This window comes from Flaviflexus sp., from assembly GCF_041440645.1.
Lineage (GTDB): Bacteria > Actinomycetota > Actinomycetes > Actinomycetales > Actinomycetaceae > Flaviflexus.
On sequence record NZ_JASDVN010000058.1, the window covers coordinates 24,378 to 42,724 of the forward strand.

Annotated in this window: 15 protein-coding genes; 7 read left to right on the forward strand and 8 right to left on the reverse strand. The window is 60.5% G+C overall.

From position 1 onward, the window contains the following. Nucleotides 1-75: 75 nt before the first annotated feature. Together QMB98_RS08760 and QMB98_RS08765 are read right to left on the reverse strand one after the other, a co-directional pair. Nucleotides 76-330, reverse strand: a complete 255-nt coding sequence (locus tag QMB98_RS08760) for a thioredoxin family protein (RefSeq protein ID WP_371685344.1) — start codon at nucleotides 328-330, stop codon at nucleotides 76-78. Next, nucleotides 323-1,360 (reverse strand): glutathione S-transferase family protein, encoded by a 1,038-nt coding sequence (locus QMB98_RS08765; RefSeq protein ID WP_371685345.1) that lies wholly within the window; start codon nucleotides 1,358-1,360, stop codon nucleotides 323-325. Before QMB98_RS08765 ends, QMB98_RS08760 begins: the two co-directional genes overlap by 8 nt. A 369-nt stretch (nucleotides 1,361-1,729) precedes the next feature. On the opposite strand from QMB98_RS08765, the gene QMB98_RS08770 reads away from it, so the two are divergent. Beyond that, on the forward strand, nucleotides 1,730-2,380 hold the full coding sequence (locus QMB98_RS08770; RefSeq protein ID WP_371685347.1) for a vitamin K epoxide reductase family protein: 651 nt from the start codon (nucleotides 1,730-1,732) through the stop codon (nucleotides 2,378-2,380). Nucleotides 2,381-2,629: 249 nt separating this feature from the next. Here QMB98_RS08770 and QMB98_RS08775 read toward each other — a convergent pair whose 3' ends face one another. Continuing rightward, nucleotides 2,630-3,070 (reverse strand): HIT family protein, encoded by a 441-nt coding sequence (locus QMB98_RS08775; RefSeq protein WP_371685348.1) that lies wholly within the window; start codon nucleotides 3,068-3,070, stop codon nucleotides 2,630-2,632. A 94-nt stretch (nucleotides 3,071-3,164) separates the two neighbouring features. Between QMB98_RS08775 and leuS the strand changes: the two genes are divergently transcribed. Both leuS and QMB98_RS08785 read left to right on the forward strand, forming a co-directional pair. Then, entirely contained in the window at nucleotides 3,165-6,035 is a 2,871-nt protein-coding gene (leuS, locus tag QMB98_RS08780) for a leucine--tRNA ligase (RefSeq protein ID WP_371685349.1), read from the forward strand. 8 nt (nucleotides 6,036-6,043) lie between these two features. Next, complete coding sequence (locus QMB98_RS08785; RefSeq protein ID WP_371685350.1) at nucleotides 6,044-7,003, forward strand: aldose 1-epimerase; 960 nt, start codon at nucleotides 6,044-6,046, stop codon at nucleotides 7,001-7,003. Nucleotides 7,004-7,106: 103 nt separating this feature from the next. Here QMB98_RS08785 and QMB98_RS08790 read toward each other — a convergent pair whose 3' ends face one another. Next, on the reverse strand, nucleotides 7,107-9,065 hold the full coding sequence (locus tag QMB98_RS08790) for a helicase HerA-like domain-containing protein (protein ID WP_371685351.1): 1,959 nt from the start codon (nucleotides 9,063-9,065) through the stop codon (nucleotides 7,107-7,109). Between the two features lie 105 nt (nucleotides 9,066-9,170). Between QMB98_RS08790 and QMB98_RS08795 the strand changes: the two genes are divergently transcribed. From QMB98_RS08795 to holA, 3 genes are all read left to right on the forward strand, one after another. Continuing rightward, nucleotides 9,171-10,019 carry a helix-hairpin-helix domain-containing protein gene (locus QMB98_RS08795; protein ID WP_371685352.1) on the forward strand — a complete coding sequence of 283 codons (849 nt, stop codon included), beginning with the start codon at nucleotides 9,171-9,173 and terminating at the stop codon, nucleotides 10,017-10,019. Continuing rightward, nucleotides 10,016-12,190, forward strand: a complete 2,175-nt coding sequence (locus QMB98_RS08800) for a ComEC/Rec2 family competence protein (RefSeq protein WP_371685353.1) — start codon at nucleotides 10,016-10,018, stop codon at nucleotides 12,188-12,190. The genes QMB98_RS08795 and QMB98_RS08800 overlap by 4 nt, the downstream gene beginning before the upstream one ends. Before the next feature lie 124 nt (nucleotides 12,191-12,314). Next, the gene (holA, locus tag QMB98_RS08805; RefSeq protein ID WP_371685354.1) at nucleotides 12,315-13,322 is read left to right on the forward strand and encodes a DNA polymerase III subunit delta; all 1,008 of its coding nucleotides are present in this window, start codon (nucleotides 12,315-12,317) and stop codon (nucleotides 13,320-13,322) included. 190 nt (nucleotides 13,323-13,512) lie between these two features. On the opposite strand, the gene rpsT is transcribed toward holA, so the two are convergent. From rpsT to QMB98_RS08825, 4 genes are all read right to left on the reverse strand, one after another. Continuing rightward, nucleotides 13,513-13,779 carry a 30S ribosomal protein S20 gene (rpsT, locus tag QMB98_RS08810; RefSeq protein ID WP_371685355.1) on the reverse strand — a complete coding sequence of 89 codons (267 nt, stop codon included), beginning with the start codon at nucleotides 13,777-13,779 and terminating at the stop codon, nucleotides 13,513-13,515. A gap of 160 nt (nucleotides 13,780-13,939) precedes the next feature. Next, on the reverse strand, nucleotides 13,940-14,596 hold the full coding sequence (locus tag QMB98_RS08815; protein WP_371685356.1) for a type II toxin-antitoxin system PemK/MazF family toxin: 657 nt from the start codon (nucleotides 14,594-14,596) through the stop codon (nucleotides 13,940-13,942). A gap of 219 nt (nucleotides 14,597-14,815) precedes the next feature. Further along, a complete protein-coding gene (locus tag QMB98_RS08820; RefSeq protein ID WP_371685357.1) occupies nucleotides 14,816-15,325 on the reverse strand; it encodes a PH domain-containing protein in 510 nt (169 codons plus the stop codon). 277 nt (nucleotides 15,326-15,602) lie between these two features. Further along, nucleotides 15,603-16,154 (reverse strand): hypothetical protein, encoded by a 552-nt coding sequence (locus QMB98_RS08825; protein WP_371685358.1) that lies wholly within the window; start codon nucleotides 16,152-16,154, stop codon nucleotides 15,603-15,605. 151 nt (nucleotides 16,155-16,305) lie between these two features. On the opposite strand from QMB98_RS08825, the gene lepA reads away from it, so the two are divergent. Next, nucleotides 16,306-18,189: a translation elongation factor 4 gene (lepA, locus tag QMB98_RS08830; protein ID WP_371685359.1), complete on the forward strand. Its 1,884-nt coding sequence runs from the start codon at nucleotides 16,306-16,308 to the stop codon at nucleotides 18,187-18,189. Nucleotides 18,190-18,347: the final 158 nt, after the last annotated feature.

Below are 18,347 nucleotides of genomic sequence, written 5' to 3' on the forward strand. Positions count from 1 at the left end.
CCACTGGGCCCGGCACTCTCATGTGTTCACTTCGTCGCTGTCGTCCCTTGTTCCTGAGGAAAGGTACTCAAGTATCTACTGGCTGAGGAGCTCTCGCAGTTCCTTGAGCCTGGGAACTCCAACAATTCGCCACTGTTCATGTCCCTGATCGTCGTGGGAAATGAGGGTGGGAGTGGAGGTGATTCCTTCGCTGATTGCCTGATCGGGATGATCCGACGCGTTGATCTCAGAGAGGTCAAGATCGACAGACTTCGAGGCGTAGTCGAGGACCTGTCGAGCGGAACGGCAGGGAGCGCAGAATCCGGTGGTGTAAAGAGTCAGATTAGGCATCGGCACGCCCTTCGGGGCGAACCTCCTCGCCCGGCTTCACGGGGCCGGGGGCTGTGCCGTTTCCGAAGGGGCTGCCGCCCAAGGCTTCGCGGCCGTGCTCGGTGAGCCAACCCGAGTTGTCCGGACCGAGGGGCACGATCTGGGTGGGGTTGATGTCCTTATGCACGATGTAGTAGTGCTTCTTGATCTGATCGAAGTCGATCGTGTCGCCGAAGCCAGGGGTTTGGAACAGGTCACGGGCGTAGGCCCACAGCACCGGCATCTCGCTCAGCTTCGACCGGTTGGTCTTGAAGTGGCCGTGGTAGACCGCATCGAAGCGGACGAGGGTGGTGAAGAGGCGAACGTCGGCCTCCGTGATGTTGTCGCCCATGAGGTAGCGACGTATCTCGAGACGTTCCGAGATCGTGTCGAGCGCGTTGAAGAGGCGAGCGAAGGCGTCATTGTAGGCTTCCTGAGATCCAGCAAAGCCGCAGCGGTACACACCATTGTTGATCTCGGTGTAGATGTTGCGCATCACCTTGTCCATCTCCTCACGCAGGTGCTCCGGGTAGAGGTCGGGAGCGCCCTCGCGGTGGTATTCCTTCCACTCGGTCGAGAAGTCGAGGGTGATCTGGGCGAAATCGTTGGTCACGACCGCACCATCACGAGTGTCGACGATGGCGGGGACGGTGATGCCGAGGGGATACTCGGGGTCGCGCTTCAAGTAGGCGTCCTTGAGGCGGGGAATCTGGAGAACCGGGTCGAGGCCGTTTTCGTCGAGATCGAAGGTCCACGAGTCGGCGTCGTGAGTCGGTCCGGGCATGCCAACCGAGATGACGTCCTCGAGGCCGAGCAAGCGACGGACGATGAGAGTGCGGTTTGCCCATGGGCAGGCGCGAGCTGCAATAAGGCGATACCTGCCAGGTTCGACCTGGTAGCCGCTTACCCCATCCTTCGTGATCCGGGTCTTGATGTACCTGGAGTCTCGCTCGTAAGCCTGACCGGGAACGGAGTAGACCCCGCCCGTCGTGTGTTCTGCACGCTCTGCCATGTTTTCCTCCCGTGTGTTCTAGGTCTGAACAGGTCAACCGGGTTTCGAGCCGCGATATTCCCGCCCACCACTCGCGCCAACCACTTCTAAGTGACGAACAAAGGCGTGTTCTCGCTTGTGATTCAAGGGCTTGAGGGAGGACGGCCCTATCCCCACCTAGCGTGATTAACCTGGAAGCTGAATAAACGCTGAGGTTCCTGTGTCCAGGTGAATGGCTTCATAGGGAGGCTGATCGCATTAGCCTCCCTTCTATTGCTACGATGAGTCCGTCGTAGCCGTCAGTTGAAACCTCAAAGAGTTTTCCAGCGGCTGCCCAGCACCCGGTGGTGCATACGACGGTACTTAGTTGGATGACAGGCTGGAATGACGATGACCGATTTTGACCAGATGACGGACGAGGAGATCGAAGCCTATCTGGCTGAGAAGGAACAACCTCAAGAGCGTCAGGCCGCTCGTGGCGCCCGTGAATTCGCCATCGTCATGATCATCGCCGGTGTCCTTGGCCTCGTGGCATCGGTTGAACTGCTCCTCTCGGAACTGGCGCTAAGGGCGGATCCCGCGGCAAGCCTTTACTGCGATGTGAACGCTCTACTTGCCTGTTCCACGTTCCTGACCTCCTGGGAGGGAAGCCTCCTCGGATTCCCCAACAGCTATGTTGGCATCGCAGGATTCGCGGCGCTCATTGGTCTCGGCATCTACCTGCTGATCAAGAAGTCCCTGCCGCGTGTCATGTGGATCATCGTTGGTATTGCCGCCGTCGTGAGCTTCATGGCTCTCCTCTGGTTCCAGTACACCTCCTTCATCGTGGCACGCACGATCTGCCCCTGGTGCCTCGTCATCTGGTCGGCTCTCATCCCGTTCATCACCCAGTCGGCAGGCCAGGTACACGCCAACCTCTCCGGCAAGGAAAGCGCTATCTGGAGGTACCGATGGGCCATCATCGCCGTTTGGTACGCCATCGTTATCGTCTTCGCACTCGTCTACTTCTGGGACCTGCTCTCCAGCATCTACGGCTGGTAACCCGACAGGTAGCCACCAGCTATCAAAAGACAAGTAGCCATCAACAATAAACCCATAGATGAAGGGCGTGAGCGCTGAGGGAAGGTCCTCGTGCTCACGCCCTTTTCCGTTGTAGCAGCCTCACGCTTGTCCAGACCTGGTGCTTCCTCGTCCGAGACTTAGCACGACCCGGATCAATACAGGGACGGCGCCAGCTCGTTGCCGTTGATCAGGGACGACGCCGGAGTCTGCGTGGGTGGAGCTTGATCGTTACTTGAGGCTTGTCATGTCCTCAGGAACATGGGCGGAATGGCCGGCGTTGAAGAGGCCCTCGCGGAGGCGGGTCATGGCGGCGTCAATCCTGTCCTGCGGTTCGTCCTTGCGGGCGGAATCGAAGGAGAGTTCCTTCTCGCTTGTCATGGGGATGACATGGAGGTGGCAGTGGGGGACACCGTAGCCGGCGATGACGAGGCCGGCGCGGGGGACGTCGAACACTGACTCTTGGACCTTGCCGATCGTGCGGGCGACCTTGAACAGGTGGCTGGCGGTTTCGTCGTCAAGGTCGGTGAACTTGTCGATCTCGTCGCGGGGAACGACAAGCACGTGGCCATCGGCGTGGGGTTCGATGGTCGCGAAAGCGACGCAAATATCGTCGGCCCACACGAACCGGCCGGGAATATCTCCGTCAATGATCTTGTTGTAGATGCTCATAAAACCATTCTAGGAGGGTCACTCTCATCACGTGCGTGGAAGAGTGGTTCTGACAGGCTCTGCGCTAGAGTTGTGGGGAAACGAAGGGAGAACCATGTCCGAGAACACCGAGCATCCATATCGGTACACGGCTGAGCTCGCTGGCGAGATTGAACGTCGCTGGCAGGACCGTTGGGAAGAAGAGGGCACCTACCATGTGCCAAACCCCGAGGGCGATCTAGCCGGTGAAGTTTCTTCGGAGAAGTTCTACCTCCTTGACATGTTCCCCTACCCCTCAGGTAAGGGTCTCCACGTCGGTCACCCGTTCGGCTACATAGCCACCGACGTTGTTGGTCGCTTCCAGCGCATGCTCGGCAAGTCCGTCTTGCACACGATGGGCTTTGACGCGTTTGGCCTGCCGGCGGAGCAGTACGCCGTCCAGACTGGTCAGCACCCGCGAATCACGACCGAGCAGAACATCGAGAACATGAAGCGTCAGCTGCGCCAGATTGGTCTCGGCCACGATCAGCGCAGGTCGTTCGCTACAACCGACATCGACTACGTCAAGTGGACGCAGTGGATCTTCCTGAAGATCTACAACTCCTTCTATGACGAGGATGCTGCCGGTCGCGTCGAAGGCACCACGGGTCGTGCACGCCCCATTTCCGAGCTGATTGAGGAGTTCGAAAACGGCACCCGCGAGACCCCGGATGGTCGCGCGTGGTCCGAACTGAGCAAGAAGGAGCAGGCCGAGGTAATCGATTCTCATCGCCTCGCCTACATCTCCTATGCTCCCGTGAACTGGTGCCCGGGTCTGGGCACGGTTCTGGCAAACGAGGAAGTGACGAACGAGGGTCGTTCCGAGCGCGGTAACTTCCCGGTGTTCCGTCGTCAGCTACGCCAGTGGATGATGCGGATTACGTCCTACGGTGATCGCCTGGCGGCTGACCTGGATACGGTGGATTGGCCCGACAAGGTCGTGACCATGCAGCGCAACTGGATCGGCAAGAGCCAGGGTGCGTCCGTCACTTTCCAGGCACATGGTGCCGACCAGGATTACAACCTGGAGGTCTTCACGACCCGCCCCGATACGCTGTTTGGTGCCACGTTCATGGTGGTCTCCCCGGAGCATCCCATGCTCAATGGTTCCGCCGTGCCCGCCGCGTGGCCCGAAGGCACGAAGGATGCGTGGACCGGCGGCGCAGAGGACCCGCAGGCCGCTGTTGCTTCATACCGCCGCGAGGCGTCCACGAAGTCCGACATGGATCGTACGAACGAGGATCACGACAAGACCGGTGTTTTCACCGGCATCTTCGCCACGAACCCCGTCAACGGCACGAAGATCCCGGTCTTCACCGCCGACTACGTCCTCATGGGCTACGGCACGGGCGCGATCATGGCCGTGCCGGCTCACGACCAGCGCGACTACGACTTCGCCACGACCTTCGAGCTGCCGATCATTTCCACGATCACCGCGCCCGAGGATTTTGAGGGTGGGGCGGCCTACACGGGTGACGGCGTTGTCGAGAACTCGTCGAACGACGAGGTGTCGCTCAACGGCCTGAACAAGGATTCCGCGATCGCGACCATTGTCGAGTGGCTGGAGGGCAAGGGGTACGGCACGGCTAAGACCACCTACCGCCTGCGTGACTGGCTGTTCTCGCGTCAGCGGTACTGGGGTGAGCCGTTCCCGATCGTCTACGACGAGGACGGTGGTGCGCACGCACTGCCGGAATCGATGCTGCCCGTTGAGCTGCCGGAAACCCCGGACTACTCGCCGCGTTCCTACGACCCGGATGACGCGAACTCCGAGCCGGAGCCGCCACTGGGCCGCCTGACCGACTGGGTCAAGGTAACGCTGGACCTGGGTGAGGGGGAGAAGACATACTATCGCGACACGAACACGATGCCGAACTGGGCTGGTTCGTGCTGGTACGAGCTGCGCTACCTGGATCCCACCAACGAGGATGCGTTCGTTTCTCCCGAGAACGAGAAGTACTGGATGGGTCCCCGCCCCGAGGTGGGCAACACCTCCGGTGGCGCCGACCTGTACGTCGGCGGCGTCGAGCACGCCGTTCTGCACCTGCTGTACGCACGCTTCTGGCACAAGGTCCTGTTCGATCTGGGACTCATCACGTCTTCCGAGCCGTTCCACAAGCTGTTCAACCAAGGCATGATCGAGGCCTACGCCTACACCGATTCCCGCGGCCAGTACGTTCCCGCCGATGAGGTGGAGACCGTCGAGGAGAACGGTGAGCAGGCCTTCTACTACAATGGTGAGAAGGTCAACCGCGAGTACGGTAAGATGGGCAAGTCCCTGAAGAACACCGTGACACCGGAGGAGATCAGTGCCGACTACGGCGCAGACACCTTCCGCGTGTACGAGATGTCAATGGGTCCCATCGAGCAGTCCCGCGTGTGGGAGCCCCGCGCTGTCGTGGGTGCTCAGCGCTTCCTGCAGCGCCTGTGGCGCAACATCGTGAGCGAGGAGAACGGTGAGGTCATCGTTGCTGACGTGGAGCCGACCGAGGAGACGGCACGCCTGGCGGCCCGCACCGCGGCTGACGTGAAGACCGAGTACGAGGCGATGCGCCCGAACACCGCGATCGCGAAGCTCATCGTGCTGAACAACCACCTGACCGGCCTGGACGTGGTTCCGCGTTCCGTTGCCGAACAGCTGGTCGCCATGACCGGCCCCGTAGCCCCGCACATTGCTGAGGAGCTGTGGCACAAGCTGGGTCACGACACCTCGGTCGTGTACGCCCCGTTCCCCGAGGCGGACGAGGCACTGCTGGTTGAAGACACGGTCACGTGTGTTGTTCAGGTCAAGGGCAAGGTCAGGGACCGCATCGAGGTTGCTACTGACATCTCAGATGATGACTTAACTGCGAAAGCCCTCTCTCTGCCTAAGATTCGGCAGTATCTTGAAGGTGAGCCGCGCAAGATTATCGTGCGCGCACCCCAGCTCATCAACATTGTTCCCTAAGGAGTTCCATGGATAACGCGACCGTCACGGAAGTTGACTTCGGTGGCAAGGCTTGGCGCATCGAGCAGGATGGTGCTAGTGCCCTGATCGCGGCCCGGGGAGCCACCCTGATCGAGTGGGATCCCGGGATCGGACAGTCCGTTATCGCTGGATACGAAAGCCCCGAAGAACTACGGGAGGGCAGGGGTTCGCGTAGCCGGATCCTTGCCCCCTACCCGGGGCGCATCAAGAACGGCACGTTCACGTGGGAGGGACGTCAGGTCACCCTTCCCATTTTTTCCGACGGTCACGCCCGCCACGGGCTTGCCTCGGAGCTAGAATTCGTGCTTGTATCGCAGGGTTCCACCCTTCAGCTGCGTGCCGAGCACCTGGGTGATGATGAATGGCCGTGGTCGTTCGGACTCGACGTCATCTTCGCCCTCGGTTCGGGCGGCGAGGGCGTCTCGAACCTGTCGATCAGCATTCACCTGACGAACCTCAGCCCCGAGCCTGCTCCGGCAGCCCTGGGCTGGCATCCGCTGTTCACGTTCCCGAACTCCCCGAAGATCACGAACCTGTCCCTGACGGTGCCGGCCCGCACTTTGATTGCAACCTCGCAGGACCTCATCCCGCTCCCGGGAGAGGCCGCCTACACCGGAATCCACGCACCAGTCGTGGTTGACCGTGTTGGTGACCGCCAATACGACTCGATCTACACGGGCCTTGTCCCGAACGACGAGGGCGTGGTCCGCACGAGCGTGAAGGAGCCGAAGTCGAACCACGAGATCACCCTGATCCAGGAGCCGGGTGAGTCCCCGAACGTCGTCATCTGGACCGGTGAGGGACTGACGAGAGGATACCGAGAGGCAATCGCACTCGAGCCCTACTCCCACATTCCCGACGCAGTGAACCGTGCCGACTCGAAGTCGACCGTCGCACTCGCACCAGGTCAGACCCGCTCCATGACCGCCACGGTGTCGTTCACCTGATTTTTATAGTTAAACAACGGTGATGGGGTGGAACGCTCGATGCATTCCACCCCATCACCGATTTTTTATTATTGCGGGACCCGTCGTCCCTGATGAGGAGTTCTTAGCGGCGGCGGGTTCCGAAGAAGGTGCGTGAGATCTCGCGTCCGAGGGTGCGTGCACCGGACTTGAGGAACGTGTCCATGACGCTGTCGCGGCGGCGGCTTGCCTGAGTCTGTTCGCGTTGTGCGGTGCGTTCTGCTTCCTTCCTCATCTTCTCCGCCTCCTTCTCTGCGGCCTTGGCGCGGGCCTCCTGAGCCTTGGCTTCGGCGGCTTCGATCTCGGCGCGTTCCGCGGCGGCCTGCTCCTCGACAATGCGTTCCTCGAGGAGTTCGGTGGCGGAGATCGGATCGATCTTCTCTTCGTACTTGCCGGCGAACTGGGAAGAGGAGATGATCTGCTGGACACGCTGCTCGGAGGCCGGACCCATGTTCGCGGCGGGTGCCCACAGGCGCGTGGGTGCCACGGGGGAGGGCCGCCCCTTGCTGTCAAGAACGGTCACGAGAGCCTCACCCGTGCCGAGATTTGGCAGGACTTCTTCCAGATCGAGAGGTGAGTTCGGGAAGGTCTTGACCGTCTCGCGAAGCGCCTTCTGGTCGTTCGGGGTGTGTGCACGCAGCGCGTGCTGAACCTTCGAACCGAGCTGGGCGAGCACATCGCCAGGGACATCCTTCGGGGTCTGGGTGACGAAGAAGATGCCGATGCCCTTGGAGCGGATGAGGCGAACGGTCTGGATAATCGCATCCAGGAATGCCGTCGATGCGTTCTTGAACAGGAGGTGAGCCTCGTCGAAGAAGAACACGAGCTTCGGCTTCTCAACGTCACCGACCTCGGGGAGGATCTCAAACAGTTCCGCGAGAAGCCACATGATAAACGTGGAGAAGAGGCGCGGGTTCTGAGCGAGCTCGGGAAGCTCGAGAGTGGAGATGACACCGGAGCCATCAACGTACCTCATGAAGTTCATGGGATCGAAGGCAGGCTCACCGAAGAACTCATCACCGCCATCGGACTGGAGAACGGCGATCTCGCGCAGGATCACGCCGGAGGTTGCGGGCGCGATGCCACCCAGTGACTTGAGTTCGTCCTTGCCCTGCTCGGTCAGGAACGAAACAACGGAACGCAGGTCGTTCAGATCAATGAGGGCAAGTCCCTGCTCGTCAGCCCAGTGGAAGATCAGGGCGAGAGCCGATTCCTGGGTGTCGTTCAGATCAAGAACGCGAGCGAGGAGAAGCGGGCCGAACTCGGTCACACTGGTGCGGATGGGGATGCCGGAGCCGCGACCACCGAGAGTGAAGAACTCTGTCGGAAAGGAACGAGCCTCCCACGCCTGCCCCTGCTCCGCACACCGCTTGAGCAGACCCTCGTTCGGGGTGCCCTCCTCGGCAATGCCGGTGAGGTCCCCCTTCATGTCGGTCAGGAACACGGGAACGCCGTTGGCGGAGAGCCCCTCGGCAAGGAGTTGGAGCGTGCGGGTCTTGCCGGTACCGGTGGCGCCAGCAACCAATCCGTGACGGTTCATCATGGCAAGAGGTAGCGTGATCGGAACACCGGGGACCGGCGCATCATCCTCGATGAGAACGCCAATTTGCATCGACTTCTCGACCGAGTAGCCCGCTTTCACCTGCGTCGCATACTCCGAGAGCTCGCCAGCATCATCCGCATGAACTTCTTGGGCCGCGGTGGGCTCATCCACTGCGGCGGGAGCTTCGGGTGCGGGAAAATCACGAGGTACTGCTTGAGTAGGTGCGTCCTCAACGACGGGTTCGACCGCAGGCTCATTAGGGGCGTCATCGTTGACCTCTTGTCCTGGCTCGTCGGCAACCTGCGCGGCGGGATCGACTGGTTCCACGTCCTGGTCAGGCACGTCAGCCGAGGGAGTTGCCTCGGAGGAGGGCGTAACGGAATCCAGCCTGGCAAGAGCCGCGGCGAGGGCTGCTTGCGCCGCTTCGGCTTCTGCTCGTGCCGCGTCCGCCTTGGCGCGGGCTGCTTCTGCTTTGAGTCGGGCAATTTCTGCTTGATCCATAGCGTCAAGCATAAGGTGGCTGTCCCCACATTGCTGAATGTTGGGGCATGCACGCGGAGAACTCCTGGACCAAGATGCGTTGTCTGTTTCCGTGAGCATGGGTGGATGAAAACAAAGGACCTCATGCGCGTCGCCTATCGGGTCGGGACAGGCGAGGATGTCATGGCGCCACCCGAGCGCGAGGAACGGAGACTCCGCCTCGCCTACGACCCGAGGACAGCGATCCTCATCATCCTCATCTTCTCCCTGCTCTGCGGCCTGGTCGTGGCATGGACGATGTCGAGACCCGTCGAGGTTCTCGCACTTCCAGCTAACACCGAAACCGAAGAGGTCCATGAGGAGAATGGTGGCACGGAACTGGAACAAAGCCTGCAACAGGAGCCTGAACCCTCGGATCAGGGTGGTTCCCTAGGTACGGACGATGGGGGAGGCAATGGGCCTTCAGGACCGGCAGCACCGGCTGAGCCGAATGAGAATTCTGCGGTTGCAGATCCATTAACGATCACCGTGTACGTTTCCGGGCACGTCGCCACCCCGGGAGTTGTTGAGCTTCCATCAGACTCGCGACTGTTTGCGGCGATCGAGGCGGCGGGCGGAATGACCGAGGACGCAGATCCCAACGCACTCAACCTGGCACGGACGCTCGTCGACGGGGAACACATTCTCGTGCCAGCTCCGGGAGACCCCGCGGTCACAGAGTCGGCCCCGCAGGCCGACGGGGAATCCACCGATGGGCAACCTGCAGGTTCCGAGACTGAGGGAAGCCTGGTCAACCTCAACACCGCGACCATGGCCGAGTTGATGACCCTGCCCGGAGTGGGTCCCGCAATCGCGGGACGAATCATTGACTGGCGAGAAGCCAACGGTTCCTTCACGAGGATCGAAGAGCTCATGGAAGTGTCCGGCATTGGTCCCGCCACCTTCGCGAATCTTGAACACCTCATCACCGTATGAGCCACGACGACCTCCGAATCCTCCTCGCGGCACTCGCATGGTGGGGTGCGACCATGGTTGCGCTGATGGAGGGGGCGGGGCTCGTCATCACCATCGTCGTGGCGCTCGGATGGCTACTCTTTTGCACGTATCTGCTACGCAGGCACTTCGGCAAAGGCAGACTCATCCTGTACTGGGCACCAACGCTCGTGGTCATGGCCATCAGCGCCATCCTCGCCTCCGGCGTCACCGCCGCGCACGACCACCTCGCCAGGCAAGGCCTCCTCACCGAACTTGTCAGAGGCCAAGCCGTCGTGACGGTTCGTGGCACTGTCCAGTCCTATCCCAACCCAGCCGGAGACAGGGTGCTGCTGACGATGGCGGTGGATGAAGTCGAGGGGAGAGGACAGGTATCCGACTCGCACTCATCCATCATGCTCGTCGGTAACGAGCACCTCCTCGATCTCCACCTCCAAGAAACCATCGACGTTTTGGTTCGGCTCGAACCAGCGGACAAGGGGTCGCGCACAATCGCCTGGGCTACCGTTCTGCGCGACCCAATAGTCGTGCAGGAAGCCGATCCCATCTCACGGTGGATAGCAGCGAGAGCGGATCTGCTCAATCAGCACCTCGAGGGAGAGGTCCCGCAGGTCAGAGGGCTCGTGCCCGGCCTCGCCATTGGCGATGACTCCCGCATCCCCGACGAGCACGGGGAAGCGCTCGCGGAAGTGAATCTCACGCACCTCACCGCAGTGTCGGGAGCGCACGTGTCGATGATCTGCGCGATCGTCCTCACCCTCATCGGACGCCGGAATCGCGTCCTCGCCGTGGCAGGATGTGCGTTCGTTCTTGGGGTCCTGATACTTGCCACCGGAGCCCAACCCTCGGTCATGAGAGCCGGTGTCATGGGAGCAGTCGTGCTCGTTGGAGTGGGGTTGCGAAAGCCAAGCAGCGCCCTCCCTGCCCTTGGCATCTCGATCGTTGTCCTGCTCGCCTTCGAGCCAACCCTTGCTCTCGCCTTTGGCTTTATTCTGTCTGCCGTCTCAACTGGTGCGATCATCCTCTGGACCCACAAAGTCACCGTCATCCTCGCTCCGGTGCTCTCGGTGCCTCTTGCCAACCTGCTTGCGGTACCGATCGTTGCCCACCTGGCCTGCGCTCCCATCATTCTCCTTCTCAGCGACACGGCTTCGCTCTGGTCCGCCGTCGCTAACGCTCTGGTGGCTCCCGTCGTTCCAGCAGGCACGGTCTTTGCGCTCCTTGGACTTCTGTGTGCGCCCGTTCCGATGCTGGGGACCGTGCTGGCATGGTCGGCGGCACGCTGCGTCTCGTGGATCGATATCGTCGCTGGCGAGCTGTCGACCTGGCCCGGATCGGGCCTGCCAGGAGAGCTGGTCATGGCCTTCTACGGGGCCGTTCTCCTTGTTGCTTGGCTCATCTCAAAGAACCGCCGATCGGTCGTGTGGATAGCCGCGCTGGGACTGGGCGTGGCTGGCACCCGGCTGATCCCTTCTTCTGTTCCGCACTGGGACATCGTCCAATGCGATGTCGGTCAGGGCGCGGCCACGCTCTTTCGGCACGAGGGGCGGACGTTCCTTGTCGATACGGGTTCGGCAGGGGAGGGCCTCGCTGGTTGCTTAACGGAAGCGAAGGCTGAGGTCGACATCCTGATCCTCACACATATTCACGACGATCACGCGGGAGAACTCGAGATGGTCATCAACGAAGGTACGACTGAGGTCTGGGTGGGGCCGGGGATCTCCGAAAAGTTGCCTCCCATGGTCGGTGTGACGGTGAGGGAGTTCAAGGCAGGGGACACCAAGGATGGAGTAGAAATCCTGTGGCCTCTGGACGAACAGGTATGCACGACGAGTTCCTGTGAGAACGACCAGTCGATGGTCATCCGCGTCGATGTTGGTAGGCGGCTAGTCGTTCCGGGTGATCTCGAGTCCGGAGCGCAGTCGCAGCTTGCCAAGCGCGATGTCTCGGCCGACATCGTTCTCGTTCCTCACCACGGCTCACCCAATCAGGATCCCGGATTCGCGGAGGCAGTTGATGCTGAGCTTGCACTTCTGTCGTACGGAGAGAACACGTACGGACACCCCGCCGCTTCCACCATCGATCTGTACGCGCGATTCGGCGACATCCTCCGCACGGAGGATGGGCATATCTATCTTGCGATCGAACGCTAGTCGGCCCAGCGGTAATGTGATGCAATCTGGATGTCTCATCGAGTGAGCGCTCTGCTCAAACGTCACAGTATCGGTGAACCTGGTGAGATCGTGGCTCGGGCCGTTCGCATGGGATAATGGGACAATGGCGCAGGCAAAGAAGAGTGGTCCAGGGTGGGATTCTGTTGAACTCGCCCCCGTTGTTCTCATCAAGTCGAAGGAAGAGGCTCTGACCGACAGGGCACGTGATCGACTCATTGCCCAGGCACGCCAGCAGGATCCCGAGATCGAAGTCGTGAAGCTGGATGCTGGTGACTATCCGGCCGGCGAGCTCGCTGTTCTCGCAAGCCCCTCGTTGTTTGGGGGAGCCAAGCTCGGAATCGTCACCGGTCTGGAATCCATGAGCGATGCCTTCCTTCAGGACGCTCTGGAGCTCGTTGCGCACCCAAGCCCGGATCTTTTCCTCGTAGCCGTCAGGTCGATGAAGTCCCGCAGTGCGGCACGTGGTGTCAAGCTCGACAAGGCGATCGAATCAGTAGGTTTCCCCGTTGCCGACATTCCGGAACTGAAGTACGACTCCGACAAGATCGATCTTTTGAGGGCGGACGCTTCTCGGGCCGGCCGCAGGGTGAACGAGGATGCGCTGCGCATGCTCGTTGACAGCATGGGAAGCGACATTCGCGAGATGACCTCGGCTTTGCGACAGCTCATCGACGACACGTCCGGAACGATCACCACAACTCACGTCAACACGTACTACGGCGGACGGATTGAGGCGACCGGCTACGCCGTTGCCGATGCTGTTGTCGAAGGAAACCTCACGCTTGCTCTCCAGCAAATGAGGCACGCACTCTCGACCGGGACCCACGAGGTCGCGATCGTGTCCGCTCTCGCTTTCAAGTTCCGCGACATGGCAAAGGTGTCGGCAACCATGGGTCGGGATGGGCGGAACATCAAGCTATCGATGGCGCCCTGGCAGGTGGACCGAGCCAAGCGTTCCCTACGCAACTGGTCCGATGAGGCACTGGCACGAGCAATCAGCGCGATCGCCAAGGCTGACGCGGACGTCAAGGGCTTCCGTGGCGAGGCACGGGATGCCACATACTCGCTCGAGAAGTGCATCCGGGTTGTGACAGCAGCCCGCAGACTCTGATTCCCTACGAGATCACCAACTGGGGTCCTTCTTGAGTGTAGGTTGGGACCGAACTGCGGTTAGATATCCACGCGGTAAGGGCGAGGAGAACAAGAGAGAAACGCACATAGGACAAAGGAAACGCCCGGAGTGACTCCGGGCGTTGGCATGAAAAATGGCTGCACATCGTGCCGCCATTCTTCAACTAAACCTAGGCGTCGATCTTTGCGACAGCCTTGGCGAGCTTCGACTTGCGGTTCGCTGCCTGGTTGCGGTGAATGACACCCTTGGAAACGGCCTTGTCGAGCTTGCGGCTTGCAACGTTGAGGGCCGTGGTGGCCTCTTCCTTGTTGCCTTCAGCTGCGAGCGTGCGGACCTTACGGACGTAGGTCTTCAGCTCTGCCTTGTAGGCCTGGTTGCGTAGGCGACGCTTTTCGTTCGTCAGGTTACGCTTCTTCTGCGACTTAATATTTGCCACGTTCTCAATTCTTTCGTCGACTTCGCGGTTGCGAATGTTTACACGGTCAGTGAGGGCTCCGCCATGACCGGGACGAGGGCGTGGGGCACCCTGTGGTTTGGTCGGTGGCTACGACTTGGCTATCCGACCAGATAGCAAGTCCGAGTTAACAGATTACCAGCTACTTGCCGTGAATCGAACTAATAGCATCCGCAATCTGTGTGAATCTCGTCTTATCCAGCTTGCCGCCTTCGCGGCGGATCGAGTTCTTGTGAGCGAGGAGCAGACGGTCGATACGGACCTCCGAGGGGCGTCCTTCACGGTCCCAGTCTCCCGAGCCCATGTCGAACCAGCGCCTGCCCAAGTGATCCTCTCGTTCGGCAAGACCGTTGCCGTCGGTGTGGTCCCTCGACGTCATTTGAGCAAAGACGACGTTGTTGCCGCGGCGGGCGAGGACGAGAACGGGGCGGTCCTTGCCCTGGGTTGGGTCATCCTCGTAGGGAACCCACGTCCACACGACCTCACCGGGATCAGCGTCCCCATCGTTGGCTGGAACGTAGGTAAAGTCCGGCATGCCGAACTCGGCAAACGAGTACACGGTGGCCTGATCGTCCGGCCCCGGCATCCCCGCCTGGGGCTGGAGGGTGGGAGCTTGGTTGTTCTTGCCCTGCTTGCCAGAGGAAGCGGGCTTCGATGCGCTCTGCTTCTTTGGCTGAGTCTTGCCGGGCTTCGACTTGTTGTCCGTTAGCTCCGATGTCACTTGGCGGACGAGACGCTTCGCCTCGGGGGAGCGCATGACTGATCGGGCAATGCGTTTAGCTCTGTCTAGAAAACTCACGCCCCTACCTTAGTGGCAACGCTGTGAACTTTCACGACATTGGGACAGGTTACAGCATTGTCGGGTCTCAACTGCGAGAGCAACAAGAATGACGATGAAAAAGTGAAGGGAGGAAAACCGATCTGAGGAAGAACGGATGAACAATAAACGGCGGTAGCGACAGAAAGCAGTGTGCCGCGGAGTATCCGCGGCACACGTCAAGAATTGAGATTGTCGAGGCTAATAGTCCCGGTCCAGTTCCCGGTGGTGATCGTCGGCAAACAGGAGCTCGGTCAGTTCGACGTGCACCTCTTCAACCTTGGGGACGTCGTGCAGACGCAGCGGGTTGTCAGCTGAGGTTTCGAGGATGAGGGTGCCGCATCCGAAGATGCGGTCAATGAGGTCGTGCTCGTAGGAGACGTTCGAGATCCTTGCGAGCGGAATGTCGTGACCGTTCTTGGCGATGATGCCGGTGCGGGTGATGATCCTGCGGGAAGTAATGGTGTACGTATCGGTGAACCACTTGAGCCAGGGGATGAACACCTTCCAGATCGCGAGGATGATCGCGAGACCGAGAACAATGTAGGGGCCCCAGGGCTTTGCTGACTCGGGAATGAAGATGAAGGCGGCAACGACGGCGACAATAAGGAGAACAGCGAGAATGATCGCGAGGAACAGTTCCTTCACATGGCTGTGCATGTGGCGGATAATGACCTCGTCCTTGCCCAAATACTTAGTTGGTAATCCCATGGGAAATATCGTCCCACACGACAGGCCAAACCACCTCCTGTATGGGGAGTTTCATCCACGATCTCACGGCTCGATAACCAGCCCCGATGCGTGACTGGTAGGCCAACTGCGCGGCACGTCTCCCGACTTGCAGACAGATGACGTTGTCGAGCCTGCTGAACGTAGCCCATTGCCTTGATCCTTGACGACGATGCCCCACCTGTTCTGGTGGGGCATGCGGGAATTGTGCTGTCAGTCGGCAGTTCCCGTTGAGGAGATGAGGGTTGGAAGATGAGGGTCAGGAGATGACCGCGGTGATGATGAACAAGAAGAAGGAGAGTGGGCCCGCGATCATGGTGAGCATGCCGGCGATGATCGTGATGCGAAGATCAGCCTTGAGGTACGGTGCCTGGACGGTGCCGCCGGCTGCTGCGATGGCGGCGCGCTGTGCTGCCTTAACGCGTGGCATGAACGCGGCGTCCCTCCGGGATGCCTCGTAGGCGGCGTCGTTGAACCTCTGCTCCATTTCCGCATCCTTCGTCGACCTGCCGTCGGCCGTGTAGATCTCGACATCCTGGCCAGCATCGAGATTGAGTTTCTCGAGATCGTCCACGTGCTTGGACAGCTGGTAGCCGCGGACGGTGAAGACTACGATGCCGAGGAGCAAGACCGCGGCGATGACGAGAATGACCCAGACCGCTGAGTGACCATCCTGAACTGCCCTGATGGCGAGCCAGAGGAGCAGGCCCGTCATGAGTCCGTTGAGGGCAATGAAGAACTTGCCTGGACCTTTCAGCATCTTGACGAGCAGGGGCAGGAACAGGGAGAGGGATCCGGGTAGCGCACTCATGGGTCCTATTGTTCCAGGAAAGGGCAGTCAGTTCGTGGGAGTTTCCTGGGAATTGGCAGTGGGCGAACAGGACGGCGCCCGTTGCGTGGAAGTCCCAACTGATTCACTTGAGGCAGTTCACCTCCGCCCATTCGTCTGTGTTCGGGTAGAGATGGGTAGACTGGACCGGAACATAGAATGGAGACCAGTGTCTACGTTGAATCCCTCCCAGTCACTCCAGCCGGCGAAAACGCCCGCTGACCGGTTGCGGAACTTCTGCATCATCGCGCACATCGACCACGGCAAGTCGACCCTGGCCGATCGCATGCTCCAGCTCACCGGCATTGTCGAGGAGCGCCTCATGCGCGCCCAGTACCTTGACCGCATGGATATTGAGCGCGAGCGTGGCATAACCATCAAGTCTCAGGCCGTTCGCATGCCCTGGACCGTCGATGGCACCGAGTATGCCCTCAACATGATTGACACCCCTGGACACGTCGACTTCTCCTACGAGGTCAACCGTTCGCTCGCGGCCTGCGAGGGCGCGATCCTTCTGGTCGATGCGGCTCAGGGTATTGAGGCCCAGACGCTGGCGAACCTCTATATGGCTCTCGAGAACGATCTTGCCATCGTCCCCGTTCTGAACAAGATCGATCTTCCCGCGGCTCAGCCTGAGAAGTACGCGGAGGAGCTCGCCTCCCTCATTGGTGGCGAACCCGAGGACTGCCTGCGTGTGTCGGGTAAGACCGGTGAGGGCGTGTCCGAGCTTCTCGACCGCATCGTCGGCGAGATCCCGGCACCCGTTGGCGACCCGGATGCTCCGGCCCGCGCCATGATTTTTGACTCCGTCTACGACAGTTATCGCGGCGTCGTCACCTACGTGAGGGTGAAGGACGGCCTGTTCACTCCGCGCACGAAGCTGACCACGATGTCGACTGGAGTGACCCACGAGCTTCAAGAGATCGGTGTGATCTCTCCCGAGCCGAAGGCATCGAACGGTCTTGGCGTTGGCGAGGTCGGTTACCTCATCACCGGTGCGAAGGACGTTCGTCAGACCCGCGTTGGTGACACGGTGACCGTGTCGGCCCGTCCCGCGACCGAACCCCTGTCCGGTTATGTCGAGCCGAAGCCGATGGTGTTCTCGGGCATCTATCCCATTGATGGTTCGGACTTCCCGGCACTGCGTGAGGCTCTCGACAAGCTTCAGCTCAACGACGCGGCCCTCACCTTCGAGCCGGAGTCCTCCGCGGCCCTTGGTTTCGGTTTCCGTTGCGGCTTCCTCGGCCTGCTTCACCTGGAAATCATCCGCGAGCGCCTTGAGCGTGAGTTCAACATCGACCTGATCGCAACCGCTCCTTCCGTCGTGTACAACGTGACGTCCGAGGACGGCACTCAGATTGAGGTGACGAACCCGTCCGAGTTCCCCGACGGCAAGGTTGCCCGAATCTCCGAACCGGTCGTGGAGGCAACGATCCTCACCCCTTCCGATTACATTGGTGCGGTCATGGAGCTGTGTCAGCAGCGCCGCGGCATCATGGGCGGCATGGACTACCTGTCGGAAGACAGGGTGGAGATGCACTACAGGCTTCCGCTTGCGGAGATCGTGTTCGACTTCTTCGATCAGCTCAAGTCCAAGACCCGCGGATATGCCTCCCTGGACTACGACATGGACGGGGAGCAGGAGGCCGATCTCGTCAAGGTCGACATTCTCCTCAACCACGAGAAGGTCGATGCGTTCTCGGCGATTGTGCACCGCGATAAGGCGTACAACTACGGGACCGAGATGACAGGGAAGCTCAAGGCCCTCATTCCTCGTCAGCAGTTTGAGATCCCGATTCAGGCCGCGATCGGCACCCGCGTGATCGCTCGAGAGACAATCAAGGCTCTGCGCAAGGACATGCTTGCCAAGTGCTATGGCGGCGACATTTCGCGTAAGCGTAAACTTCTGGAAAAGCAGAAGGAAGGCAAGAAGCGAATGAAATCGATTGGTCGCGTTGACGTTCCCCAAGAGGCGTTCGTTGCTGCGCTCACCTCAGATCAGGCGCCCGCGAAATGAAATGGATCCTGCTCGCCGTCATCATTATCGTGGTGGTCGCGATCTGGGCACGCTCAAACCCGCCCGCCGAGTAAGAGGACGTAGCTCCAAAGAGCTGAAGAGACGTAGTTGCAGAGAGTCAATGTCCTGCGGTCACCCGCCCCTTGCCGCAACAGAAG

Bases quoted from the DNA above. Each gene is read 5' to 3' on its own strand.
- QMB98_RS08760 (WP_371685344.1), bottom strand. From the start codon at position 330: ATGCCTAATCTGACTCTTTACACCACCGGATTCTGCGCTCCCTGCCGT.
- QMB98_RS08765 (WP_371685345.1), bottom strand. From the start codon at position 1,360: ATGGCAGAGCGTGCAGAACACACGACGGGCGGGGTCTACTCCGTTCCC.
- QMB98_RS08770 (WP_371685347.1), top strand. From the start codon at position 1,730: ATGACCGATTTTGACCAGATGACGGACGAGGAGATCGAAGCCTATCTG.
- QMB98_RS08775 (WP_371685348.1), bottom strand. From the start codon at position 3,070: ATGAGCATCTACAACAAGATCATTGACGGAGATATTCCCGGCCGGTTC.
- leuS (WP_371685349.1), top strand. From the start codon at position 3,165: ATGTCCGAGAACACCGAGCATCCATATCGGTACACGGCTGAGCTCGCT.
- QMB98_RS08785 (WP_371685350.1), top strand. From the start codon at position 6,044: ATGGATAACGCGACCGTCACGGAAGTTGACTTCGGTGGCAAGGCTTGG.
- QMB98_RS08790 (WP_371685351.1), bottom strand. From the start codon at position 9,065: ATGGATCAAGCAGAAATTGCCCGACTCAAAGCAGAAGCAGCCCGCGCC.
- QMB98_RS08795 (WP_371685352.1), top strand. From the start codon at position 9,171: ATGAAAACAAAGGACCTCATGCGCGTCGCCTATCGGGTCGGGACAGGC.
- QMB98_RS08800 (WP_371685353.1), top strand. From the start codon at position 10,016: ATGAGCCACGACGACCTCCGAATCCTCCTCGCGGCACTCGCATGGTGG.
- holA (WP_371685354.1), top strand. From the start codon at position 12,315: ATGGCGCAGGCAAAGAAGAGTGGTCCAGGGTGGGATTCTGTTGAACTC.
- QMB98_RS08820 (WP_371685357.1), bottom strand. From the start codon at position 15,325: ATGGGATTACCAACTAAGTATTTGGGCAAGGACGAGGTCATTATCCGC.
- QMB98_RS08825 (WP_371685358.1), bottom strand. From the start codon at position 16,154: ATGAGTGCGCTACCCGGATCCCTCTCCCTGTTCCTGCCCCTGCTCGTC.
- lepA (WP_371685359.1), top strand. From the start codon at position 16,306: ATGGGTAGACTGGACCGGAACATAGAATGGAGACCAGTGTCTACGTTG.